Source organism: Jatrophihabitans sp. sgz311053 (assembly GCF_056135305.1).
In genome coordinates this window covers 93,482-117,114 of the sequence record NZ_JBWAXP010000003.1, presented here as the reverse complement: position 1 = coordinate 117,114, position 23,633 = coordinate 93,482, and the positions used below count along the sequence as shown (strand labels likewise).

Below are 23,633 nucleotides of genomic sequence, written 5' to 3'. Positions count from 1 at the left end.
CTCGAGCTCGGTCAGATCAGCTTCTTGCCGGCGAGGAAGTCGGCGATCTTGCTGCCGCCGTCACCCTCGTCCTTGACGGTCTGGCCGGCCTCGCGAGGCGGGGCGTTCTCGAAGGAGACGACCTCCGTCCAGCTGTTGGCCAGGCCGACCGCACCGGCGTCGACGCCGAGGTCACCGAGCGACTTGACCTCGATCGGCTTGCTCTTGGCGGCCATGATGCCCTTGAAGGACGGGTAGCGCGGGTCGTTGATCTTCTCGACCACGCTGACCACGGCCGGGCCCTCACCCTGGACCTTCTCGTACCCGGTGTCGGTGACGCGCTCGATGGTGATCGTCGAGCCGTCGATCTCGACCTTGCGGGCACCCGTGAGCTGCGGCGTGCCGAGCAGCTCGGAGAGGATGGCCGGGACGACCGCGCCACGGGCGTCGGTGGCCTCGGAGCCGGCGATGGCGACGTCGTACTCGAGGGAGCCGAGCGCCGCGGCGATGACCTTGGCGGTCGCCACGGCGTCCGAGCCGTGGATGGCCTCGTCCTGGACGTGGACTGCCTTGTCCGCACCCATCGAGAGCGCCTTGCGGATCGACTCGGTCGCCCGCTCGGGGCCGACGGTGAGGATGGTGACCTCGCCGCCGTGCTTCTCCTTCAGCAGGAGCCCCTCCTCGATGGCGAACTCATCGATGTAGTTGATCACCGGGTCGACCGCGTTGCGGTCGACGGTGTTGTCGGACGAATCGAGCTTGCGGTCGCCTTCGGTGTCGGGCACCTGCTTGACCAGCACCACGATGTTCATGCGCTAGTTGACCTCTTCCGTTCGAGGGTCCCGGCGGCAGCCGCCGCGGGCCGTGTTCGCACCGCCTGCGTTACAGGCCGGAAACGAGATGTTCTCGTAACACTCTGCCCAGGTTACTGACGAGTAGCAATATGACGGTGCTCTCGGACACTGATTCTCACACGGCACCCGGGTGACACCGGACGAAAACGACCGTCCGAGCCCCTTGTCATCTCACAGAACTTTTATGACACTCGCAGGTAACCCGGCTTCCCCCCGCCCCCCAGCCGTCGGAGTTCCCCCGTGCCTGTCACCCCCGTTGCCGTCGCCCCTGCCCTCACCGGGGCGGGGCGCGCCCGCCGCCCGCTGCTGCTCCTGGTCGTGGCCCTGCTGCTGGCCGCCGGCCTCAGTGGGGTCGCCGCGTGGCATGCCCCCCGCGCGGAGGCGCTGGCCCCGGTCTCGAAGTCGCACCCCTACTCCGGCCCCGTCTGGTGGCCGATGCGGGTCTCGGTGAACATGGACTGCTTCCAGCGCAATCCCGGCTGCGCCACCCCGCACAAGTACTGGATGATGGACGTCGTCCCGAACGGTCAGGGTCGCGCCATCTCCCGCGCCGGGGTCTACTCGATGGCCGCCGGCGTCGTTCACATCGGCGACGCCAACGGCGCGCGCTGCGGCACCACCGACTCCTACGGCACCTGGATCTGGATCGACCACGGCGCCGGGGTGCTCTCGCGCTACGGCCACCTGTCCAAGATCACCGTCAAGGCCGGCCAGTACGTCGCGGCCGGCCAGCAGATCGGCGTCGTCGGCACGACCGGCAAGCGCAAGAACTGCCACATCAGCTACGTCAACTTCAGCCTGCAGCGCAACGGGCTCAAGACGTCGCACGGCTACGAGTTCAGGACGCTGCGCGCCTGCTCGGCCACCACCGGCGCGGCCCAGACCTGGCCGACGGCGTTCTCGCGGGCGTCGCGGTGGGAGGACGTGCGGCAGGGCACGGTCATCCCCGCTGCCTCCGACCGCTGCATGCCCCGCACCGCCCCCGCCACCCCCTCGCGGCCGGCGGTGCGCGTGACAGCCGGCTCCGGCAAGCTGCGGGTGAGCTGGACTCGCCCGCCGGCGTCGGCCCACGTCAACGGCATCAAGATCGAGATCCCGGAGTGGCACCCGTCGCGGGGCGGCTACTTCGACCTGCCACGGAACTCGCGGTGGGTCTCGCCCTCGCCGTCGAGCACGACGTCGCTGGTCACCGGCCTCACCAAGAACCGGCTGCACAAGGTCCGGGTCTTCTTCCACAACTCCGAGGGCTGGAGCATCGGGTCGCGGTGGATCTCCATCAAGACCAAGCGCTGAGCCTCGATCGCCGTCTCGATCGCCGTCGCCGTCGCCGTCGTCTCAGTCGCCGTCTCCCGGCGTCATCGGGGGCGCGGTGTGGGTGAGGTCGTGCGCGCGGTCACGCCATAGCGCCCGGTTGCGCCACGCCTCCCCCAGCTCGGTGCGCTGGCCGTCTCCCCAGAGTCGCGGCCAGTCGCGGGCACGGCTGAGGACACCGGCCGCCACCAGCAGCACGGTGCCGACGGAGCGACGACGCAGGTCGGGGCGCACGTAGACCTGGTCGACCTCACCTGAGGTCGGGTACCAGCGCACCGCGCCGAGCTGATCGGCCGACGCGACGTCAGCGGGGACGTCGACCTCGGCGAGCAGTGAGCCGGCGGCGACCGTCCCCGTGGCCGCGAAGGCCACGAGGTTCACCGCCGGCGGCCGCGCGCTGTTCTCGCGGACCTCGGCGAACCACAGCGGCGGCGCCTTCGACGCCAGCGCGGGACGGACCTGGAGCCGCACCACCGTGCCGTCGCGGCTGTCCGCCGAGGCGATGACGCCCTCCAGCCGGTCCGCCTCGGCCGCGCTCAGCGCGACCCGGGCGCCGTCGGGATGACGGGGCGACGCGACGACCAGCACCTGCGTCGCGGCGTCGCACTCGCCATGCTCGCCGTCGCCGCGATCGACGACGGCGAGCCAGAAGGCCGAGGCCATGCCTCAGCGGGCGTGCCGCCCACGACGGCGGCGGGTGCCGAGGGCGACGGCGGCGCCGCCCGCGACGACCAGCCCGAGGCCGTAGGTCAGCAGCTCACCGGAGTCCGTGCCGGTCTGTGCGATGGGGTCGCGGGGGTCCCGGCGGTCCGTGCTCGCGTCGACACTGCGGCTGGCCGACGCCGAGGCCGAGGCCGACGACCCGGACGCCACAGCGCTGACGCGGACGGTCACCTCCGCGGTGGCGGTGCCGTTCTTCGTGGTGATCGTGTAGCTGAAGTGGTCCGTGCCGACGAAGCCGTCGGCCGGCGTGTAGATCGCCTGGTACGAGCCGACACCGGCGAGCGTGCGGGCGCCGGCGAGGTGGCGGGACTGCGCACTGAGCGGCAGCGAGGGCAGGCTCAGCACCGGTGACGGCACGTCGGTGGTGGCTGGCGCGCTGCTCGTCCCACTGCTCGACCCGCTGCTCGACCCGCTGCTCGGCCCGGTGCTCGGCCCGGTGACCGGGTCGTCGTCGGTGATGCCGAGCGCGGCGGTGCCGTGGCCCGGCTCGGTGCTGATCTCGACGCCGGTGATCGGCGCCTTCGAGTCGTCGTTGCCCTGGATGTCGATGGTGACGGCGGTGTCCTGCCGGGTCGTCGCCTGGTCGTCCTTCGCCACCGGGGGGATGCCGGCGTCCTCGAAGACGAGGTCGGTCGAGGTCGCGGTGGTGTCGAAGTCGCCCTCACTCAGCGAGACACCGCACCAGTTGTCGAAGCTGTCCGCGTCCACCTCGCACGGCGGCAGCGTGGCGGTCGAGGAGTCGATGACCAGGCCCTTGCGCACGGTCTGCTGCGTGACGGTGATGGTCGCCCCCGCCGGCGCCACGTAGCTGTTGCTCGCATTGCCGTCGGTGGGCTCGTTCACTGCCTTCAGCTGGCGCCGGGTCTGGCGCACCAGGTCCTCGTTCTCGCCGGGGCAGAAGGTAGCGAGGGTCACCTCCTTCGCGGCGTCACCGGTGTTGGCGACCGAGGAGCAGTCGAAGCTCGTCGGCTGCCCCTCCTGCGGCGTCTCGGTGACGCGGAACGTGGTCCCGGCGGTCGACGTGCCGGGCGGGAAGTAGTCGCCGGCCTTGCCCCGCACCCCCACCCGGTACTTCTGCTTGCCGTAGACCGGGGTGATCGCGGCCTGGCGGCGCGGCGCGGAGCTGCTCTGCTCGCCGTCGGGCGCGGCCGGTCGGTGCGCCGCGGGAGCGGTCGGGACGGCGTGCGCCGGCGTGGCGAGGGCCACGAAGGAGGCGGCGCCGGCGAGGCCGGCGGCAGTGAGGACGGCGCCGCGGGCGGCCCGTCCGGTGGTGGTCTGGTCCGGGCCCTGCTGCGTCACGCGTGTGTTCCTCTGTTCTGCACCCGGGCCGACCCCCGTGACCGGCCCGGGCTCATGCTGTCGGCACAAGGCCGGCCGGACAAGGGACCTTCGCCCCGTCGCGCGGTCAACCGGCCGTTGACACCTCGCCGTCGGTGAGCAGCCGCGACCGGATCAGGAAACGCACGCCCTCGGGCGCCTCGACCGAGAAGCCTGCGCCGCGTCCCGGCACCACGTCGATGGTGAGGTGGGTGTGCTTCCAGTACTCGAACTGGGAGGCCGACATGTACACCGGGACCGCGCGCTCCAGGCCGATCTCCAGGTCGCCCAGGTGGACGTCGCCGTCGCTGAGCAGGAAGTCCCCGTCGGGGAAGCACATCGGCGACGACCCGTCGCAGCAACCGCCGGACTGATGGAACATCAGGTCGCCGTGGCGGGCGGTGAGGCGACGCAGCAGTTCGGCCGCCGGGTCGTTCACGTCCACGTGTCGGGTCATGGTTCTCCTCCCGCCCCGAGCGGTTTTGGCGGTCTGACTTGGGATACCAAGTCAGGCCGCCAAAACCGGAACTTGGAAGAAGCGGTGCCTAGAAGAAGCCGAGGGCGCCCGGCGCGTAGCTGACGAGCAGGTTCTTCGTCTGCTGGTAGTGGTCGAGCATCATCTTGTGGTTCTCGCGGCCGACACCGGACTGCTTGTAACCGCCGAAGGCGGCGTGCGCCGGGTACTGGTGATAGGTGTTCGTCCAGACGCGGCCGGCCTGGATCTCACGGCCGGCCCGGTAGGCGCGGGCGCCGTCGCGGGACCAGACCCCGGCGCCGAGACCGTAGAGGGTGTCGTTGGCGATGGCGAGGGCCTCCTCCTCGTCGGAGAACGTCGTCACCGACAGCACCGGACCGAAGATCTCCTCCTGGAAGATCCGCATCGAGTTGTCGCCCTCGAAGACGGTGGGCTCGACGTAGTAACCGCCGGCGAGATCACCGTCGAGCGTGGTGCGGTGACCGCCGGTGAGGACCTTCGCGCCCTCCTGCCGGCCGATGTCGAGGTAGGAGAGGATCTTCTCGAGCTGGTCGTTCGAGGCCTGCGCGCCGATCATGGTGGCCTCGTCGAGCGGGTTGCCCTGCTTGATCTTCTTCACCCGCGCGATGGCGTCGTGCATGAAGTCGTCGTAGATGGACTCCTGCACCAGCGCGCGCGACGGGCAGGTGCAGACCTCGCCCTGATTGAGCGCGAACATCGCAAAACCTTCCAGGGCCTTGTCGTAGAAGGCGTCCTTCGCGGCGGCGACGTCGGCGAAGAAGACGTTGGGGCTCTTGCCGCCGAGCTCCAACGTGACCGGGATCAGGTTCTGCGAGGCGTACTGCATGATCAGCCGACCGGTCGTGGTCTCGCCGGTGAAGGCGATCTTGGCGATGCGGCTGGACGACGCCAGCGGCTTGCCCGCCTCGACACCGAAGCCGTTGACGACGTTGACCACGCCCGGCGGGAGCAGGTCGGCGATGAGCTCGATCATCTTGAGGATCGACCAGGGCGTCTGCTCGGCGGGCTTGATCACGACGCAGTTGCCGGCGGCCAGCGCGGGCGCGAGCTTCCAGACGCCCATGAGGATCGGGAAGTTCCACGGGATGATCTGCCCGACGACACCGAGCGGCTCGTGCAGGTGATACGCGACGGTGTCGGCGTCGATCTCGCTGATGCCGCCCTCCTGCGCCCGGATCGCGCCGGCGAAGTAGCGGAAGTGGTCCACGGCCAGCGGCAGGTCCGCGGCCAGCGTCTCGCGGATCGGCTTGCCGTTCTCCCACGTCTCGGCCAGCGCCAGCTCCGGCAGGTGCTGCTCGATCCGGTCGGCGATCCTGTTCAGGACGTTGGCCCGCTCGGCCACCGACGTCCGGCCCCAGGCCCGCTTCGCGCCGTGCGCGGCGTCCAGGGCGAGCTCGACGTCCTCGGCCGTGCTGCGCGCGATCTCGGTGAACGCCTGCCCGGTGACGGGGGTGATGTTCTCGAAGTACTCGCCCTTGCTCGGCGCCGTCCACTCGCCACCGATGAAGTTGTCGTAGCGGCTCTGGACCGCGACGGGGCTGTCGGCGCTGCCCGGTGCTGCGTGTACTGCCATGGTCGGCCCTTCCTCACGGAGGTGATGCGCGCCACTGCGGCGTGCGGGGCGACGCTAGGACGTCCGACGCTGCAGCCACGCTGCACGATTCACCGGGCAGCCTCAGCCGAGGCCGAACTCGCGATCCAGGCGGCTGACCTCGCAGCCGGCGATGGTGTGCAGCGGGGAGCCGGCCGGGGCGAGTTCGAGCTGGCGCTGCCAGACGTCCCGGTCGTCAGCACCCCAGCGTGACCGCGTCCAGGTGGCGAGCAGGTCCACCTCGTCGGAGGCGAGGACGGCGGCCCGCAGCCGCCGTTCGAGCTGCCTGCGCCGCTCCACGACACCGGGTGCCTCCGACTGCGGCAGCAGCGGACCGCGGTAGCGGCGCAGCGCCTCGCCCGGCCGGCCCGCCTCCACGGCACGCTCGACGGCGAGCCAGTCACAGTCCAGCTCGCCCACGATCCGGTAGGGCCGGGAGGCGACGAGGTCGTCGCCGAGCAGCGAGCGCAGCCGGGTCAGCTCGGCCCGCATCGTCGAGGCGCTGACGTCCTCGGCGTAGAGCTCGACGGCGAGCTGGTCGCCGCTCATGCCGTCCGGACGGCCGCTGAGGATGACGAGGATCTCGCTGTGCCGCGGGCTGAGGCGGACCGTCCGGCCACCGGTCTCCAGCAGGCAGTCGGGCCGGCCGAGGCCGGCGATGGTGGGACCCGCGCGGGGTGTCCAGAGTCGCGGGGACGACGACTGGACCACCAGCCGGCCGAGCTCGGCCTCGGCCATCCGGGCCGCCGCGCGGACCATGGCGAGGGTCTGCGGCGAGGCGACGTCCTCCCCACCGGTGATGTCGACGATGCCGAGGATCGCCTGGCTGACGGGATCGTGGATGGGCGCCGCGGCGCAGGTCCACGGCTGCACGGGACGGGCGAAGTGCTCGGCGGCGAGGATCTGCACCGGGGCGTCGAGCTCGAGCGCGGTGCCGGGGGCGTTCGTGCCGGCAGTGTTCTCGTCCCAGCGGGAGCCCTCGACGAAGTTGATCTCGCCGGCCCGGTCCAGCAGCTGCGGCCGGCCACAGACCCAGAGCAGCTGGCCGTGGGCGTCGCCGACGGCCATCACGGCGTCGCATTCCTCGGCGGCACGGCCGAGCACGTCGTAGAGCAGCGGGAAGATGCGCGCGAGCGGGTGTGCGTCCCGATAGCTCGCCAGCTCGTCGGCCGCCGCCACCACGGCCGCTCCGGACTCGTCGGCGTCCACCCCGGCGGCCGCGCTGCGTCGCCAGGACTCCGCCACCAGATCCCGGACGCCGGCCGCGGCCCCGGAGTTCAGGAACTGCTCGTGCGCACGCCGCAGCGCGCGGACGGCGTCCGCGTCCCGGGGCGGCGACAGAGTGACGATGGCCACAGGGTAGCCCGGCGACGCTGCAACAACGCTGCAACGTGGCTCCGCCAGCCGCCGGACGGCCACCCGCCACGGAGGCGGGTGGCCGCAGCGCGTCGCGGTCAGAACTCCCGGGCGGCGGGGATGATGCGCTCGGCGTAGACGTCGACGTAGGGGCGCTCGTCCTGCTCCGGCGCGCGGGTGTGGACGTGCTGGATGCCGAGCGCGGCGAGCTCGCGCAGATGCGCGAGCACCTCGTCGGCCTTCTCCCCCTGACGGCCGGGGTCGAGGTTGCTGATGACCGTCTTCTCGATGGCGTCGTAGTCGCGGCCGAGGTCGTCGCAGTGCCGCTTCAGCACGTCCAGCTTGTGGGCGATCTCGGGGCCGTCGAAGAGGTTGCAGGCCTGGGCGTACTGCGCCACCATCCGCAGCGTCTTCTTCTCGCCGCTGCCGCCGATGAGGATGGGCGGGTGCGGCCGGCGGATCGACTGCGGCACGTTCAGCGTCCGCTCCAACGTGTAGTGCGTGCCGCGGTACGGCGCGTCAGAGTCCGACCACATCTGCAAGCAGATCTGCAGCGCCTCCTCGAGCCGCTCGAAGCGCTCCTTGGTGCCGGGAAAGAAGAGGCCGAGGCCGCGGGACTCCTCCTCGTTCCAGGCCGCGCCGATGCCGAGCCAGGCACGTCCGTTCGAGAGCACGTCCAGGGTCGTCACCATCTTGGCGAGCAGGCCCGGAGCGCGGTAGACGACGGCCGTCACCCAGGCGAGCAGGTCGATCTTCTCGGTCTTGGCCGCGAGGAAGCCGAGGGTGGTATACGCCTCGAGCATGTCGTCGTCGACCGGTCCGACCGGACCGATCTGCCAGACGTGGTCCATGACGCTGAGCTTGCTGAATCCGGCGGCCTCGATGGCCTGCGCCATGTCGGCGAGGTCGTCGCGCAGCGCCGCGGGTCCGTTCGGGTAGGTGAGGTTGGCGAGGTGGTATCCGAGCTCCATACCTCGAACGTAGCCCCGGCCGTCAACGTTCGAAGGCCTCGACCAGCACCGTCCCGGCCGGCACCTCGGCCGCGCGCCGCTCGACGTCGGCCAGCGCCGCGGCCGCCCGCGAACAGGGGAAGCCGTAGGAGGCCTGCACCCGGTCGCTGGCCTCGCGCAATGCCCGGCCCATGCGGTCCAGCAGGTCGGCCACGGCGTAGCTCTCCCCCGCCGCGACGTGATCGGTGATGACGAGCGACGGGCTGTACACGCGCTGGACGGCGCCGTCGGGCCAGCGCAGACGGGTCACGATCTCGGGCACCCGGCGAACGCTAGAGCCTCCGTGTTGCGAGCCGATGACAGTGCCCGAGGGTCACGTGCGGCGCCACCGCGCCTCGGCGAAGCCGAAGAGGCCGAAGGCGACGAGCCCCGCCGCGACGCCGACGAGCAGCACCGAGCCGGCGGTCGTCGCCGCGAGCTCGCGCATGGCGCGATCCAGTCCGCCGGTCCGCTCCGGGTCGGCGCGGATCGCGGCCACGACGACGAGGACGCCGGCCAGCGCGATGACGGCGCCGCGGGCGACGGTCCCGACCACGCCCAGGACGTGGACGACCCTGCGTTGTCGCCCGGTCATGGCGCCGGTGGCGAAGTACTTGGCGAAGACCCGGCCCACGCCCTCGCGCACCAACACGAGACCGCAGCCGGCGACGACCACCCCGACCGCGCCGACCAACCACTGCCCGGCCGGATGGCGCAGCAGACCGGCGCTGAGGTCCCGGAACTGCTCCGACTGGCTGCCCCGCGCGCCGAGTGCCACCTGGACCGCGCTGACGCCGAGCGCCGTGTAGATCACCGCCCGCGCCGCGGACTTGAGCCGCGGACCGGCGCCGTCACCGTCGCCGACCACCCCGAAGGCAGCCTCCTTGGCCCGCCACAGCGCGTATCCGAAGAGGCCGAGCGCGACCAGCCAGACCAGGACCTCGCCGCCGGTGTGGCGCGTCAGCTCCTGCATCGCCCCCCGCTGGTCGGCCGAGCCGCTCCGGACGCCGAAGGCCAGGCCGGCGGCGAGCACGCCGACGAGCAGGTACGTCAGTGCCCGGGCGACGAGTCCGGCCCGCGCCAGGCCGTGGACGACATCGCTGTTCGCCGCGTCCTCGATGTCGTCGAGGACATCGCCGTCGCCGTCGCGGTCGATGGCCATCTCAGCCCACCGCGTGGGCGAGTTCGATGGCGCGGCCGAGCGTCTCGAGTTTCGCGGCGGTGGTGTCGCCGGCCGGGTAGAGCCGGACGGTGTCGACACCGGCGTCGCGCCACACCACGAGCCTGTCACGCACCAGCGGCTCGGTGCCGATCAGCGTGGTGGCGAGCACCATCTCATCGGTGTGGACGGCGAAGGCGCCCTCACAACTGTCGAGGTCACCCAAGGCACGACCGGACGACGGAGTCCTCGACGGTCGGCCTGTCGGCGCACCGCACCGCGACGACCTCAGGCCGAGGGGGCGGTGTCGCCGAGCGCGGTCTCGATCGCCGTCGTGACGGTGGGGTCGGTCGGCTCGGTGCGCGGCCGGAAGCGCGCCAGCACCGTCCCGTCGGCGTCCAGCAGGAACTTCTCGAAGTTCCACTGGACGTCGCCCGCCTCGCCCGAACCGTCCGGGGTCTGGGTCAGCGTCGCGTAGAGCGGGTGCCGCTCGTCGCCGTTGACCTCGAGCTTGGCGAACATCGGGAAGGTCACCGAGTAGTTCGTCGAACAGAACTGGGCGATCTCCTCCGACGACCCGGGCTCCTGCCCCATGAACTGGTTGCAGGGGAAGCCGAGCACGGTGAGGCCGCGGGGGCCGTAGCGGTCCTGCAGCTGCTGCAGCCCCTCGTACTGCGGCGTCAGGCCACACTTGGAGGCGACGTTGACGACGAGCATGGGGCCGTCGGCGTAGGCGCCGAGGGTGGTCTCCGCGCCGTCGAGACGCTGGAGCGGGGTGTCGAGGATGCTCACCGCTTCACTCTGGCACGGCGACGGCCCCGGGTCACGGTCCGGGTCGGGGTTCCCGGTGGCGGTCGGGGTTCCCCGCCGGGCCCGACGCAGCCCCCTGCCGTTCACCGGTCACGGCTATCGTCGGCACCATGTCCGATCGTCGCGCGCTGCTGCCCGGCGTCGCCCTGCCGCGCCGCCGGCGTGCTCCGGAGGTCCCTCCCGCGGAGAACGGCGGCATCGACGATGACACGACGCGTCCGCTCTCGGCGCAGGCGGTGGTGGACAGCGCCGTGTATTGCGCGGGATCGCGCGAATGTTCGCCGGCCACGCTGGCCGACACCTACACCGCACTGCGCGAGCACCGCGACGGCATGGCCTGGATCGGCCTTTACCGGCCGGACGTCGAGACGCTGACGTCGCTGGCCGACGAGTTCGACCTGCACCCGCTCTCGGTCGAGGACGCCATCACCGCCCACCAGCGTCCCAAGCTGGAGCGCTACGGCGAGACGCTCTTCGTCGTGCTGCGCGCGGCCCGCTACCTCGACGACCTGGAGGAGGTCGAGTTCGGTGAGCTGCACGTCTTCCTCGGCCGCGACTTCGTCATCACCGTGCGGCATGCCGAATCACCGGACCTCGCCGTGGTCCGCCACCGGCTCGAGGACGACCCCGCCCTGCTCGCCAAGGGCACCGAGGCCGTCCTCTACGCCATCCTCGACGCCGTCGTCGACGGCTACATCCCCGTGGTCAAGGGCATCGAGAACGACGTCGACGAGATCGAGACCCAGGTCTTCGACGGTGACCCGCGGGTGTCACGCCGGATCTACGAACTCTCGCGCGAGGTGGTGGACTTCCAGCGCGCGGCGCACCCGCTGACCGTCATGCTGGAGAACCTGGCGGCCGGCTTCGACAAGTACGGCGTCGACGAGGAGCTGCGGCGCGCGCTGCGCGACGTCGCCGACCACGTCACGCAGGTGACCGAGCGGATCGACTCGCTGCGGGTGCTGCTGCGCGACATCCTGCAGGTCAACTCCATCCTCGTCGCCCAGAAGCAGAACGAGGAGATGACCTCGCTCTCGCGCACCAGCAACGCACAGAACGACGAGGTCAAGAAGATCTCCGCCTGGGCCGCCATCGGTTTCGCCCCGACGACCATCGCCTCCATCTACGGCATGAACTTCAAGCGCATGCCGGAGCTGAACTGGCTGCTGGGCTATCCCTTCGCCATCGGCCTCATGGTGCTGGCGGCGGTGGTGCTCTACATCCTCTTCAAGAAGCGCGGCTGGATCTGATGGACGAGGTCACCATCCGCGAGGGGACGATCCGCCTCGGTCAGTTCCTTAAGCTCGCCGACCTCGTCGAGGCCGGCGGTGACGCCAAGCAGCTCATCGCCGACGGCATGGTCGGGGTGAACGGTGAGGCCGAGACCCGTCGCGGCAGGCAGCTCCGCCGAGGCGACGTCGTCGGCGTCGGCGGTCGGCTCGTCCGCGTGGGCTGACGATCTGCCGTCGCCCGATCAGCCGTCGCCCGATCAGCCGTTGCCCGATCAGCCGTCGCCCGATCAGCCGTTGCCCGATCGGCCGTTGCCGGCCAGTCCGGTGACGGCGTAGCGGCGCTCGATGCTTGCGGTCGCCCGCCCCCACTCACTGCCCGCGACTCGCTGCTGATGGGCGCGAAAGGCCGCCTCGTCGACGAAGACCTCCTCGACGCGCCACGTCGACCGGTCACCCTGGCGGACCACCTCGAAGCGAAGGCAGCCCGGCTCCGCCCTGGTCAGGGCCAGGTGCCGCGGCAGATGGTCCAGCACCGCCGACACCTCGGTCTCGTCACGGCAGACGAGCGTCCCGGACAACCGGACCGCAGCAACACGCCCATCCCGCGGCTCTCCGGGCGGCATCGCACTCACGACCGTGCAGGACGCGCGGCGCCGCGTCGCAGCACCGAGAGCAGCAGCGGCAGTCCGACGACCAGGCAGCCGATGGCGAGCAGCAGGCAAAGGCCGGACCAGTCGGTGCCCGCGTCGTCGGCGTCGTCGACGAAGACCTGCGGCAGTCCCTCGCAGTCCACGGCGACCGAGCCGGTCACCGGCGCGACGAAGGTGGCGATCTGGTGCAGCGCCCGGGTGTCGGCGGCCAGCGGTGAGACCGCCAGCTGCCGTCGGGCCTGACCGGCCGGCGTGAGCGCGCAGGAGAGCGACGAGGTGTCGCCCAGGGCGTGGGCCACCTGCGTGACGCCGCCGGGCAGGTCGAGGCCGTAGGTCCGTCCGGCGGTGACCTCCACCCGTGCCGGTGCCGTGGACCCCGCCGTGTACGAGCGTGCCTCGGTGCTGCCGACCACCTTGAAGGCGACGAACAGCAGCAGGCCCAGCACCACCAGCGCGACCGCGATGCCGGGGCGCCGGTCGGCCCGGAGCGGGCCGCCGCGGCCCGACGGCGCCGATGCGGGCACGGACTCGGGCAGGCTCACACCGCGACCCTAACGAGTCGCCGCGGGCAGGCCCAGGACGGCGGCGAGCTCCTCGGCGCTGCGACAGGTCGCGGCGGGGGCGGCGGACTCCAGCTCGCCGGGTGGTGCGTAGCCCCAGGTGACGGCGGCGGTGGCGATGCCGTGGCCACGCGCGCCGACCACGTCGTGGATGCGGTCGCCCACCATGGTCACGGTGGCCGGATCGGGATGGCCCAGCCGGGTCAGCACCTTCTCGATCACCAGCGCCTTGGTCGGCAGCGAGCCGTCCAGCTCGTCGCCGCCGATGGTCTCGAAGTGATGGTCGATGCCCAGGTGCCGGACGATGGGGATGGCATAGGGCTCGGGCTTGCTCGTCGCGACGGCCAGCCGCATCCCCGCCGCGTGAGCGTCGGCGACGACGCGACCGACGCCGGGGAAGATCCGGGTGTCGTACATCGTGCCCCGCTCCCGGGCCGCGTTCGAGCCGCCGTAGTGCAGCCGGTAGGCGGCCAGCACCGCGGGCAGCCGTTCGGTGCCGCCGATCAGGGGCGGCAGCGACTCGTAGAAGGGCGGGCCCAGCAGTGAACGCTCGGTCTCGGCGTCCAGTGGCGGCACGCCATTCTCGGCGAAGGCCCGGCGCAGCGCGGCGAGGATGCCGGGCGCCGAGTCCGACAGCGTGCCGTCGAGGTCGAAGAGCACGACCTCCGGCGGGTCGGGAAGGGTCACGAGAAGGTGGCCTTACCCGGCCCGTTCTCCAGGAACGAAGTCATGCCGGTCGTCCGGTCCGCGGTGGCGAAGAGGGAGGCGAACAGGTGTGCCTCCAGACGCAGTCCGGAGGCCAGGTCACCGTCGAGACCGCCGTCGATGGCCTGCTTCGCCGCACCCAGGGCCAGCGCCGGTCCCGTCGCGAACTTCGCCGCCATCTTCAGCGCGGTGGCGTACACCTCGGCCTTCGGCACGACCACGTCGACCAGTCCGATCTCCAGCGCCTCGGCGGCGTCGACGAAGCGGCCGGTGTAGATGAGGTCCTTGGCCTTGGCCGGACCGATCAGCCGTGGCAGGCGCTGCGTGCCGCCCGCGCCGGGGATGATGCCGAGCAGGATCTCCGGCTGACCCCACTTCGCGTTGTCGGCGCTGACGCGGAAGTCCGCGGTGAGCGCCAGCTCGCAGCCACCACCGAGCGCGTAACCGGTGACGGCGGCGATGACCGGCTTGGGGATGCGGGCCAGCGCATCCAGCGAGGAGGTCAGCCGGTGGGCGTCACGCATCATGTGGGCGTGGTCCTGGCCGGCGAACTCCTTGACGTCGGCGCCCGCCGCGAAGACCTTCTCCCCGCCGTAGATCACCACGGCCCGGACGTCCGTGTCGTCCGAGACCCGGACCGCCGCCGCCCGCAGCTGCTCCTGCAGCTCGGTGTTCAGAGCGTTCATGGGTGGCCGGGTCAGCCGGATCGTGGCGACCCCCGCCGGGGAGTCCGCCGAGCCGTCCCCGACCTCGACCTGCACCAACGTCTCGCTCATGCTCGTCCTCTCGCTCGGCTGCCGTGGCGAAGCCTACGGCGACGCGGCCGGCGGCCCGACCCGGCATCTGTCGCCGTCGCGCCGTCAGTCCCCGGCACGCACCCGATGCAGCACCGCGCGCCGCAGACTCCCCGCCCGGCGGCGCAGCACGACGTGCGGGGCCGGCGGTGGCACCCGGACCGTGACCGGGATGCGGGCGAGCAGGGCGGTGGCGGCATCGTCGTCGTAGGAGCGCGGTGGCAGGTCCGGTGCGTACCCGGCGAAGAACGCGGCGTTGGCGTCACGGTGGGCAGCGACCAGCTCGGCCCGTTCGGCGGCGGAGAGCAGCCGGTCGTCGGCTCCCGCGGCGAAGGAGGTGACCACGAAGTCGTGCAGCAACGCGAGGTCACTGGCGTCGGTGAGCTCGGCGGCGAGGGCCCGGCCCACGGCGAGCCCGGTGCGCGTCGTCGTGCGGTGGACCCGGAGCGGGTCACCGTGGACCAGCGGCCGCAGGTCGAGGCTGCCGCGCAGTCCGACACCGCCGAGCACGCCGTCGACCCAGGTCGCGATCCCGCTGCCGACCAGCTCGTAGGGGCGCGCGGTCAGCCTGGCCACGCCGGGCAACGCCGTCAGCGCGGCAGCCTCGGCGCCGAGGTCCGGGCCCGGTAACGAAGCCTGCTCCCGCCCGGTCCGGATCGCCTCCAGCAGGTCGTACTCGGCGAGGCGGTCCTGCCGCTCCACGACGAGCCGGAGGTTCACCTCCTCGCCGAGCGCGGCGCGCAACAGCTCCACCGCACCGGCGGCGACATGGGCCACGTCTCGCAGCCCGGGCGTCTCGGCCGTCACCACGACCGACTCGCAGCGGCCCGAGATGGCGCGGACCACGGCGAGCTCGTCGCACAGGGCGGCCGCGACGTCGCCGCCGGAGCGCTCGACCCCGGCCAGGGCGAGGAAGCCGGTCCGATGCCGGCGGAGCTGATCGCGCAGCCGGTCGCCCAGGGCCTCGCCCAGCAACCCCACCGGCCCCGCTCCGGTGCCGAGGACCAGCAGCGCCGTCATGGCGACACCGCGATGGCCGCACGAGCAGAGGTCAGCTCGCGGTACTCCTCGCCGTACCGTTCCCGCAGCATCGTCCGGGTGGTGGCGTCCAACAGCTGCGGACGGGCGCCGTCGGCGTTGCTGAAATGCCGCTGGACGAAGCTGCGCACGGCCGCACGGGACGAGGCGTTCGCGGGTCCGGCGAGCAGCTCGTTGCCGCGCAGCAGCAGCCGCAGGCCCAGCTCGGAGACGCTCGGGTTGTGGCTGCGCTCCCACGTCTCGTCCCGTGGCAGCGCCACGCCGCAGCGCGCCAGCAAGCCACCGACGTAGGCGGCGCCGCCCTCGCGGATGCCGCCGAAGTCGGCGACGACGACCCGCGCGAAGGCGGCGCGCAACGCGTCGACGTAGGGGCGCCAGGACAGCTCGTGCAGGTCTCGCTCGGCGAGCCAGGAGCCGAAGTCAGCAGTGCTGCCGAGATTCACCTGCTGCAGGTAATAGGACTCCAGCAACTCCTCCGGCGGCCTCACCGTCAGCAGGACCGTGGTGTCGAAGGGCGCGAGCAGCCCGCGCAGCACCGCGATCGGTGCTGCGGCGTCGGGGTACAGGCCCGGACGGTCGGCACTGAAAGGCGCACCGCAGATGTTCTCGTGCGACAGCAGCAGCACCCGGTCCCGGCGGCTGCCGGCGAAGCCGTCGAGCACCGCCCGCAGCCCGGCGGGATCGGCCACCAGCCGCTCGCCCCACCCGATCAGCGGGGTCAGCCGGGCGCGGCCGACATAGCGGACCCGGTGCCGGCGCAGGGTCTGCGGATGCGAGGCGAGGTACTGCTGGAAGACCGTCGTCCCGGTCTTGTGCGCACCGACGTGCAGCACGACCCGCTTGCTGCCTCGCCCCATGCGTCCACTTCCCCGGGCGGGCGGTAGCGCAGCACGACGCAGCGGTGCCGTCCCGGCGACGGCCCGGTGAACACTCGGGTGGTCGAGCCTCAGCGAGCGCGTGCGTACCAGCGACCGTCGCGCCGCTCGACGGCCAGCGGCAGGCCGAAGGTCTCCGACAGTGCCTCGGCGGTGAGGACGTCGCGGGCCAGCCCGGCGGCCACCGCCCGTCCCCCGCGCAGCAGCAGCACGTGGGTGATCCCCGGCGGCAGCTCCTCGACGTGGTGGGTCACCAGCACCGTGGCGGGGGCGTCGGGGTCGTCGGCGAGGAAGGTCAACCGGCGCAGCAGGTCCTCGCGACCGCCGAGGTCCATGCCGGCGGCGGGCTCGTCCAGCAGCAGCAGCTCCGGATCGGTCATCATGGCGCGCGCGATCTGCACCCGGGCCTTCTCGCCCTGACTCAGCGTCCCGTAGCGGCGGGTCCCGAACTCGCCCACGCCGAAGCGGCGGAGCAGTCCGTCGGCGCGCGCGACGTCGTGGCCGGAGTACTCCTCGCGCCAGCGTCCGATGACGGAGTAGCCGGCGCTGACCACCACATCCGAGACGAGCTCCCCGCCGGGAATGCGCTCGGCCAGGGCCGCGCTGGCGAACCCGATCCGGGGCCGCAGCTCGAAGACGTCCACCGCGCCGAGTCGCTCGCCGAAGATCCGCGCCTCGCCGGAGGTGGGGTGCATCGCTGCGGCGGCGACCTGCAGCAGGGTCGTCTTGCCGGCACCGTTGGGGCCGAGGACGGCCCAGCGCTCGTCCTCCTCGACGGTCCAGTCCAGGGCGTCGAGCAGGATCTTGCTGCCGCGCCGGATGGTGAGCGCGTCGAACTGCAGGACTGCGTCGGGATTCAGCGCCACGCCACCATCCAAGCGCACGCCCGCCGGCTCAGTCAGCCGGGCCGACTGCGAGCCGGACAGTGGCGCTCTGCGACGTCCCCGAGTCGTCGGTCCAGGTGACGCGGACGCTGTCGCCGGGGCTCTTCTGCGTCAGCAGCTCACGCAGCGTCGTCGGCGACGTCACCGACCTGCCGTCGATGGCGGTGATGATCGAGCCGCTGCTGATGCCGGCCTCCGAGGCCGGTCCGCCGTCGAGCAGGTCGACGACGGAGGCGCCGCGCCCGTTGGCGGGCTGGGTCGTCACGCCGAGGAAGCCGGGGTAGCCGATGTGGATGTCGGCCGTCTCGACCCCGCTCTCGATCCGGGTGACGATGCCGGCCGCGTCCTCAATGGGGATGGCGTAGGCGGTCGGGTCGCTCTGCGGCGAGGCCGAGGCGGCGGTGTTCATGCCGACGATCTCGCCGTCGCTGTCGTAGAGCGGGCCGCCGGAGTCGCCGGAGATGATGCGAGCGTTGACCTCGATGAGACCGGTGAGGCGCTCGGAGTCCTGGCCCTCCTCGTCGGAGGCGGTGATCGACCTGTTCAGCGCGGTGACCGTGCCGCTCGCCGCGGTCAGCGTGCCGGTGCCCCCGGCGTTGCCGACACCGGTGACCCGGTCCCCCACCCGGACATCCGTGGCGTCGGCGGCGAAGTTCGCGCGACGCAGTCCCGAAGCGCCCTGCAGCTTGATCAGCGCGACGTCCGAACCCGGTGCGGTGCCCACCACCGTCGCCTTATAGGTGCGCCCGGTGCTCTCCACGGTGACGGCGATGCTCGTCGCACCGCGGATCACGTGGTTGTTGGTGAGCACCTTGCCGTCGGCGGAGAGGATCATGCCGGTGCCGGCACTCTGCGCGTTCTGGTACTTCAGCGTTGAGACGATCGTGACGATGCCGAGCTGCTGCGTCGCGCTCGCCGTGCCGGTGCGTCCGCTCGGGACCGAACCGCTCCCGCCGGGCTGGCTGCCGCCGCTGCCGGGCTGGTTCGGGAAGGCCGGGGTGAGCGCGGTGCCGCGGCCGTCGACGGTGCGCGAGCTCGTCAACGAGACGCCGCCGAGGATGAGCGCAACCGCCACGAGCGCGACGCCGAACCCGACGAGCAGGCTGCGCCCGGTCCCGGCGTTGCGCTGCGGGGCGACGGGCGTGCCGTACTGCGCGGGGCCGGTTGGCGACACCGGGTACGGCGCCGCCGCGCGCCAGGCGTAGTCCGCGTACTGCTGCTGGTCGTAACGCGAGAACGCCGGCGCGCCGTAGGGCTGCGGGGTGCCTCCGGTCGGCTGCTGCGGGTCGGGCTGCTCGCTCATGGCTACTAGATAACCCTTTCGTCCCGTGGTCTCACTGAGCCGTCACCGTGCAGCGCCTGGGAATCGGCCGGGAGGCCCCCGGGCACCGGCACATCCACTATCGTCGCGCCAATGCGGCCCGAGCAGATGACCGCTGCGCTGGCCGCCCGTCTCGACCGGGCGTGGCCGGGCAGCCCGTTCCCGCTCGGCGCGCACTGGGACGGTGAGGGCACGAACTTCACTCTCTGGTCGACCACCGCGACGGCCGTCTCGGTGTGCCTCTTCAACGGGCCCGACGAGATCCGCATTCCGCTGGACGAGTCGACCTACCACGTCTGGCACGGCTACCTGCCCGGCATCGCACCGGGACAGCGCTACGGCTTCCGGGTGGACGGTCCCTTCGATCCGGCCGAGGGCCTGTTCCACAACCCGCACAAGCTGCTGACCGATCCCTACGCCCGCGCGCTCGAGGGTGACTTCGTCGACGACCCGTCGGTCTACCCGGGCACCGACGCGGACTCGGCAGCCTGCGTGCCGCGCTCGGTCGTCGTCCACGACGCCTTCCCCTGGGGCGACGACAAGCGACCCAAGGTGCCCTGGGACGACACCGTCATCTACGAGCTGCACCTGCGCGGCTTCACTGCGGCGCATCCCGAGGTGCCGACCGAGCTGCGCGGCACGTACGCCGGGCTGGCCCACCCGGCGGTCATCTCGCACCTGCAGTCCCTCGGCGTCACGGCCGTGGAGCTGCTGCCGATCCACCACTTCGTCTCCGAGCCGCACCTGCAGCGCCGCGGCCGGGCGAACTACTGGGGTTACAACACGCTGGGCTTCTTCGCCCCGCACGCCGCCTACGCCTCGCGGGCCGGCGAGCAGGTGCGCGAGTTCAAGGCGATGGTCCGGGCACTGCACGCAGCCGGGATCGAGGTGATCCTGGACGTCGTCTACAACCACACCGCCGAGGGCGGCCCGGACGGCCCGGTGCTGTCGTTCCGCGGCATCGACAACGGGTCGTACTACCGGCTGGCCGACGATCCGGCCCGCTATGTCGACTACACCGGCTGCGGCAACACCTTCGACGCCCGCCGACCCTTCCCGCTGCAGCTGATCACCGACTCACTGCGGTACTGGATCACCGAGATGCACGTGGACGGGTTCCGCTTCGACCTCGCCTCGGCCCTGGCGCGCTCGCTGCACGACGTCGACAAGCTCTCCAGCTTCTTCGACGTCATCCACCAGGACCCGGTGATCTCGCAGGTGAAGCTCATCGCCGAGCCGTGGGACGTCGGCGCCGGCGGCTACCAGGTCGGCGAGTTCCCGCCATTGTGGACGGAGTGGAACGGCATCTACCGCGACACCGTCCGCTCGTTCTGGGCGCACGGCGCGGGCGGCGTCCGCGATCTGGCGTCGCGACTGTCGGGATCGTCGGACCTCTACGGCGACGACGGTCGGCTGCCCATCGCCTCGATCAACTTCGTCACCGCCCACGACGGTTTCACCATGCGTGACCTGGTCTCCTACGAGCGCAAGCACAACGAGGCCAACGGCGAGGGCAACCGCGACGGCACGGACGATAACCGCTCGTACAACGGCGGCGCCGAGGGCGAGCCCGCACCGCCGGACGTCGCCGCGCTGCGGCTGCGGCAGGCGCGCAACCTGCTCTCGACGCTGCTGCTCTCCACCGGCGCGCCCATGCTCGTCGCCGGCGACGAGCTGTGGCGCACGCAGCGCGGCAACAACAACGCCTACTCGGTGGGGGTGCCGCCGACCGCGGCCGACGCGATCCTGGACGTCGACTGGTCGACGAGCCCGGAGGCCGAGGACATGCTGGGCCTGGTGCGACGGCTGCTGCGGCTGCGCCGCGAGCATCCGGTGCTGCGGCAGAGCGCGTTCTTCGAGGGACATCCGGTGCCCGGCGGCGGCGAGTGCAAGGACCTGGCCTGGTTCCACCCCGGTGGCCACGAGCTCGGTGACGGCGACTGGCACGACCCCCGCCTGCGCACGCTCGGGATGTACCTCGACGGCCGCGGCCTGCGGCACCGCGACCGGCGCGGGCAGCGCATCGTCGACGAGTCGTTCCTGTTGCTGCTGCACTCCGGGGACGACGCGATCGACTTTACCCTGCCCGGTCCGCCCTGGGCCGACGGGTACGAGGTGGAGGTCGACACCGGGGCGCTCTCCGGCGAACCGGACGGCGCCGCCTTCGGCCCCGGCGCCGTGCTGACGCTGCCCGGACGTTCGGTGCAGCTGCTGCGCATCGTCCGGGACTGAGGAGCCGGGGCTGCCACACTGGAGGCATGCGCGCCCCCACCGAATGCTGGCTCAGCGACATGGACGGCGTCCTCGTACGCGAGGAGCACGCGATCCCCGGCGCGGTGGAGTTCCTCGCGCGGCTGATCGAGAGGCAGCGACGCTTCCTCGTGCTGACGAACAACTCGATCTTCACGCCGCGGGACCTCTCGGCGCGGTTGGCACGCTCGGGTTTGGAAGTGCCGGAGTCGGCCATCTGGACCTCGGCCCTGGCGACCGCGACCTTCCTGGCCGACCAGCTGCCCGGCGGCTCGGCCTTCGTCATCGGCGAGGCGGGCATGACGACGGCGCTGCACAACGTCGGCTACGTCCTCACCGATCGCGACCCGGACTTCGTCGTGCTGGGCGAGACGCGGACGTACTCCTTCGAGGCCATCACCCGGGCGATCCGGCTCATCGAGGGCGGGGCGCGCTTCATCGCCACCAACCCTGACGTCACCGGCCCGTCGGAGCAGGGGCCGCTGCCGGCCACCGGGTCGGTCGCCGCGATGATCACCAAGGCGACCGGACGCGAACCGTACTTCGTGGGCAAGCCGAACCCGATGATGCTGCGCAGCGCCATGAACCGCATCGAGGCGCACTCGGAGAACACCGTCATGATCGGCGACCGGATGGACACCGACGTCGTCGCGGGTATCGAGGCGGGCCTGGACACCATCCTGGTGCTGTCGGGCTCGACGCGACGGGCCGACGTCGAACGCTTCCCGTGGCGGCCGGGCCGCGTCCTGGACTCGATCGCCGACGCCGTCGAGCTGGTCTGACGGGTCCCCGGTAAACCGCTTGCGGCACCGGGGGGCCATGTCTACGGTGTGAACATCTCGTCGTCCCGGCGAGGACGCCGACGTGTCAGAGGATGTCGCTACCGTGCCGCGCATGACGAATGCAGCAGTCGTCGCCGAGGACCTCACCAAGGTCTTCGGCGGCAAGGTGAAGGCCCTCGACGGGGTGTCGCTGGAGGTCGAGCGCGGCACCGTCCTGGGGCTGCTCGGCCCCAACGGCGCCGGCAAGACCACGACGGTGAACGTGCTCACCACGCTGCTGCGCCCCGACTCCGGCCGCGCCACCGTCATGGGCATCGACGTGGTCGCCGATCCTGCCGCGGTCCGTCGCTCGATCGGCCTGGCCGGTCAGTACGCGGCGGTGGACGAGAACCTCACCGGGGCGGAGAACCTCACCCTCGTCGGGCGCCTCAACCACCTTCCCAAGCCCCGCATCCGGCAGCGGCGCGACGAGCTGCTGGAGCGCTTCGGCCTCACCGACGCGGCGTCCCGGCCGGCCAAGACCTACTCCGGCGGCATGCGACGTCGCCTCGACCTCGCCGCCGCCCTGGTGGCGGCGCCGCCCGTCCTCTTCCTGGACGAGCCCACCACCGGCCTCGATCCGCGCAGCCGCATCGGGCTCTGGGGCGTCATCGAGGACCTCGTCCGCGACGGCGCCACCGTCCTGCTGACGACGCAGTACCTGGAGGAGGCCGACCGCCTGGCCGACCGCATCTCGGTGGTCGACCAGGGCCGGGTCATCGCCGAGGGGACCTCGGAGGAGCTGAAGGCCAAGCTGGGCGGCGCCGTGGTCGAGGTCCGACTCGCGGACGCCGAGCAGGCCGGCGCCGTGGTGGGCCTGCTCGCCGGCGTCGGCGACGGTGAGCCCGGCCTCGAGGGTGACACCATCCGGGTGCCCGCCACCTCCGGCACCACCACGCTCACCGCGGTGGTCCGGGCACTGGACGACCACGGCGTCACCGCGCGCGGGCTGCAGCTGCGCGAGCCCAGCCTCGACGACGTCTTCCTCGCCCTCACCGGCCACGCCGCCGAGGACGCAGCCACCGACGACCCGGAGCACTCCGGCGCCCGCGAGAACCGGAGCTGAACCATGACCACCAGCACCAGCACCAGCACACCGTCCGGAAGCAGCCTGACCTGGGCACTGCGCGACACCCTGGCCATGGGCGGGCGGAACCTGCGCCGGCTGATGCGCCAGCCCGAGCAGGTGATGTTCAACATCGTCTCGCCGATCATGTTCGTGCTGCTCTTCCGCTACGTCTTCGGCGGCGCCATCAACGGCCTCGGTGGGCTGAACTACGTCAATTACCTGATCCCCGGCATCGCCGTGCAGACCGTGCTCTTCAGCGCCGGCGTCACCGGCTTCGCGCTGGCCGACGACATGCAGAAGGGCTTCGTCAACCGGCTCCGCTCGCTGCCGATGGCGCGCAGCGCGGTCTTCGGTGGCCGGGTCGCCTCGGACACCCTGAACAACCTCTTCGGCCTGATCGTGCTCATCGTCACCGGACTCGCGGTGGGCTTCCGGCCCGAGAGCGTCCTCGGCCTGCTGCTCGCCGCCCTGCTGCTGCTGCTCTTCGCGCTGGCGGTGAGCCTGGGCTACGCCCTCATCGGGCTCATGGTCCGCAGCCCGGAGGCGGTGAACGCGGCCACGTTCCCGATCATCTTCCCGCTGACCTTCGCCTCCTCGGCCTTCGTCCCCGTCGAGACGATGCCGAGCTGGCTGCGGGGCTTCGCGACCCACCAGCCGGTGAGCGTGGTGATCAACGCTGCCCGGTCACTGATCCTGGGCGACTCGGCCACGGGTCAGCAGCGCGACCTGCTGCTCGGCGGCAGCAGCACCGGCTCACTGGTGTGGCAGTCGCTGGCCTGGACGCTCGGCATCGGGATCGTCTTCGGCCTGCTCTGCACCCGCAAGTACCGCAACCTGACCCGCTGAGGT

Annotated in this window: 25 protein-coding genes and 1 pseudogene; 7 read left to right on the top strand and 19 right to left on the bottom strand. The window is 71.8% G+C overall.

Translation table 11 applies throughout. The features are described from left to right. Window positions 1–11: 11 nt before the first annotated feature. Entirely contained in the window at window positions 12–791 is a 780-nt protein-coding gene (locus AC0NZQ_RS18485) for an electron transfer flavoprotein subunit beta/FixA family protein (RefSeq protein WP_474531549.1), read from the bottom strand. A 282-nt stretch (window positions 792–1,073) separates the two neighbouring features. Here AC0NZQ_RS18485 and AC0NZQ_RS18480 point away from each other — a divergent pair, with 282 nt between their 5' ends. Next, on the top strand, window positions 1,074–2,126 hold the full coding sequence (locus tag AC0NZQ_RS18480; protein WP_474531548.1) for a peptidoglycan DD-metalloendopeptidase family protein: 1,053 nt from the start codon (window positions 1,074–1,076) through the stop codon (window positions 2,124–2,126). A gap of 42 nt (window positions 2,127–2,168) precedes the next feature. Here the strand turns inward: AC0NZQ_RS18480 and AC0NZQ_RS18475 are convergent, their stop codons facing one another. The 10 genes and pseudogenes from AC0NZQ_RS18475 to AC0NZQ_RS18430 form a co-directional block, all read right to left on the bottom strand. Further along, the gene (locus tag AC0NZQ_RS18475; protein WP_474531547.1) at window positions 2,169–2,807 is read right to left on the bottom strand and encodes an N-acetyltransferase; all 639 of its coding nucleotides are present in this window, start codon (window positions 2,805–2,807) and stop codon (window positions 2,169–2,171) included. 3 nt (window positions 2,808–2,810) lie between these two features. Further along, the gene (locus AC0NZQ_RS18470; protein ID WP_474531546.1) at window positions 2,811–4,166 is read right to left on the bottom strand and encodes an Ig-like domain-containing protein; all 1,356 of its coding nucleotides are present in this window, start codon (window positions 4,164–4,166) and stop codon (window positions 2,811–2,813) included. 106 nt (window positions 4,167–4,272) lie between these two features. Then, window positions 4,273–4,641 carry a DUF779 domain-containing protein gene (locus AC0NZQ_RS18465; protein ID WP_474531545.1) on the bottom strand — a complete coding sequence of 123 codons (369 nt, stop codon included), beginning with the start codon at window positions 4,639–4,641 and terminating at the stop codon, window positions 4,273–4,275. 88 nt (window positions 4,642–4,729) lie between these two features. Further along, the gene (gene adh / locus AC0NZQ_RS18460) at window positions 4,730–6,253 is read right to left on the bottom strand and encodes an aldehyde dehydrogenase (RefSeq protein ID WP_474531544.1); all 1,524 of its coding nucleotides are present in this window, start codon (window positions 6,251–6,253) and stop codon (window positions 4,730–4,732) included. Window positions 6,254–6,355: 102 nt separating this feature from the next. Continuing rightward, on the bottom strand, window positions 6,356–7,627 hold the full coding sequence (locus AC0NZQ_RS18455) for a GAF domain-containing protein (RefSeq protein WP_474531543.1): 1,272 nt from the start codon (window positions 7,625–7,627) through the stop codon (window positions 6,356–6,358). 98 nt (window positions 7,628–7,725) lie between these two features. Further along, window positions 7,726–8,598, bottom strand: a complete 873-nt coding sequence (locus AC0NZQ_RS18450) for an LLM class F420-dependent oxidoreductase (protein ID WP_474531542.1) — start codon at window positions 8,596–8,598, stop codon at window positions 7,726–7,728. Between the two features lie 22 nt (window positions 8,599–8,620). Then, a complete protein-coding gene (locus tag AC0NZQ_RS18445) occupies window positions 8,621–8,899 on the bottom strand; it encodes an MSMEG_0570 family nitrogen starvation response protein (protein ID WP_474531541.1) in 279 nt (92 codons plus the stop codon). Window positions 8,900–8,950: 51 nt separating this feature from the next. Further along, complete coding sequence (locus AC0NZQ_RS18440) at window positions 8,951–9,778, bottom strand: DUF1206 domain-containing protein (protein ID WP_474531540.1); 828 nt, start codon at window positions 9,776–9,778, stop codon at window positions 8,951–8,953. Between the two features lies 1 nt (window position 9,779). Next, window positions 9,780–9,968, bottom strand: a pseudogene (locus tag AC0NZQ_RS18435) (F420-dependent methylene-tetrahydromethanopterin reductase); the annotation flags it as partial. Window positions 9,969–10,063: 95 nt separating this feature from the next. Continuing rightward, the gene (locus tag AC0NZQ_RS18430; protein ID WP_474531539.1) at window positions 10,064–10,567 is read right to left on the bottom strand and encodes a glutathione peroxidase; all 504 of its coding nucleotides are present in this window, start codon (window positions 10,565–10,567) and stop codon (window positions 10,064–10,066) included. Between the two features lie 128 nt (window positions 10,568–10,695). Between AC0NZQ_RS18430 and AC0NZQ_RS18425 the strand changes: the two genes are divergently transcribed. Next, window positions 10,696–11,835: a magnesium and cobalt transport protein CorA gene (locus AC0NZQ_RS18425; protein ID WP_474531538.1), complete on the top strand. Its 1,140-nt coding sequence runs from the start codon at window positions 10,696–10,698 to the stop codon at window positions 11,833–11,835. Then, window positions 11,835–12,041, top strand: a complete 207-nt coding sequence (locus AC0NZQ_RS18420) for an RNA-binding S4 domain-containing protein (RefSeq protein ID WP_474531537.1) — start codon at window positions 11,835–11,837, stop codon at window positions 12,039–12,041. The genes AC0NZQ_RS18425 and AC0NZQ_RS18420 overlap by 1 nt, the downstream gene beginning before the upstream one ends. 63 nt (window positions 12,042–12,104) lie before the next feature. On the opposite strand, the gene AC0NZQ_RS18415 is transcribed toward AC0NZQ_RS18420, so the two are convergent. From AC0NZQ_RS18415 to AC0NZQ_RS18380, 8 genes are all read right to left on the bottom strand, one after another. Then, window positions 12,105–12,395: a putative quinol monooxygenase gene (locus AC0NZQ_RS18415; protein ID WP_474531536.1), complete on the bottom strand. Its 291-nt coding sequence runs from the start codon at window positions 12,393–12,395 to the stop codon at window positions 12,105–12,107. 50 nt (window positions 12,396–12,445) lie between these two features. Continuing rightward, window positions 12,446–13,009, bottom strand: a complete 564-nt coding sequence (locus AC0NZQ_RS18410) for a hypothetical protein (protein ID WP_474531535.1) — start codon at window positions 13,007–13,009, stop codon at window positions 12,446–12,448. A 9-nt stretch (window positions 13,010–13,018) separates the two neighbouring features. After that, entirely contained in the window at window positions 13,019–13,714 is a 696-nt protein-coding gene (locus AC0NZQ_RS18405) for an HAD hydrolase-like protein (RefSeq protein ID WP_474531534.1), read from the bottom strand. Next, entirely contained in the window at window positions 13,711–14,508 is a 798-nt protein-coding gene (locus tag AC0NZQ_RS18400) for an enoyl-CoA hydratase/isomerase family protein (protein WP_474531533.1), read from the bottom strand. Before AC0NZQ_RS18400 ends, AC0NZQ_RS18405 begins: the two co-directional genes overlap by 4 nt. Before the next feature lie 84 nt (window positions 14,509–14,592). Further along, a complete protein-coding gene (locus tag AC0NZQ_RS18395) occupies window positions 14,593–15,546 on the bottom strand; it encodes a hypothetical protein (RefSeq protein WP_474531532.1) in 954 nt (317 codons plus the stop codon). Next, window positions 15,543–16,421, bottom strand: a complete 879-nt coding sequence (locus AC0NZQ_RS18390) for a hypothetical protein (protein ID WP_474531531.1) — start codon at window positions 16,419–16,421, stop codon at window positions 15,543–15,545. Before AC0NZQ_RS18390 ends, AC0NZQ_RS18395 begins: the two co-directional genes overlap by 4 nt. An 89-nt stretch (window positions 16,422–16,510) precedes the next feature. Continuing rightward, window positions 16,511–17,305, bottom strand: coding sequence for an ABC transporter ATP-binding protein (locus AC0NZQ_RS18385; RefSeq protein WP_474531530.1), 795 nt, complete (start codon window positions 17,303–17,305; stop codon window positions 16,511–16,513). 28 nt (window positions 17,306–17,333) lie between these two features. Continuing rightward, window positions 17,334–18,626 (bottom strand): S1C family serine protease, encoded by a 1,293-nt coding sequence (locus AC0NZQ_RS18380; RefSeq protein ID WP_474531529.1) that lies wholly within the window; start codon window positions 18,624–18,626, stop codon window positions 17,334–17,336. Between the two features lie 111 nt (window positions 18,627–18,737). On the opposite strand from AC0NZQ_RS18380, the gene glgX reads away from it, so the two are divergent. The 4 genes from glgX (at window position 18,738) to AC0NZQ_RS18360 (ending at window position 23,630) form a co-directional block, all read left to right on the top strand. After that, the gene (gene glgX, locus AC0NZQ_RS18375) at window positions 18,738–20,876 is read left to right on the top strand and encodes a glycogen debranching protein GlgX (protein WP_474531528.1); all 2,139 of its coding nucleotides are present in this window, start codon (window positions 18,738–18,740) and stop codon (window positions 20,874–20,876) included. Between the two features lie 26 nt (window positions 20,877–20,902). Beyond that, window positions 20,903–21,676 carry an HAD-IIA family hydrolase gene (locus tag AC0NZQ_RS18370; protein ID WP_474531527.1) on the top strand — a complete coding sequence of 258 codons (774 nt, stop codon included), beginning with the start codon at window positions 20,903–20,905 and terminating at the stop codon, window positions 21,674–21,676. Window positions 21,677–21,788: 112 nt separating this feature from the next. Continuing rightward, window positions 21,789–22,781, top strand: coding sequence for an ATP-binding cassette domain-containing protein (locus AC0NZQ_RS18365; protein WP_474531526.1), 993 nt, complete (start codon window positions 21,789–21,791; stop codon window positions 22,779–22,781). A gap of 3 nt (window positions 22,782–22,784) precedes the next feature. After that, the gene (locus AC0NZQ_RS18360; protein WP_474531525.1) at window positions 22,785–23,630 is read left to right on the top strand and encodes an ABC transporter permease; all 846 of its coding nucleotides are present in this window, start codon (window positions 22,785–22,787) and stop codon (window positions 23,628–23,630) included. The last annotated feature ends 3 nt before the right edge of the window (window positions 23,631–23,633 follow it).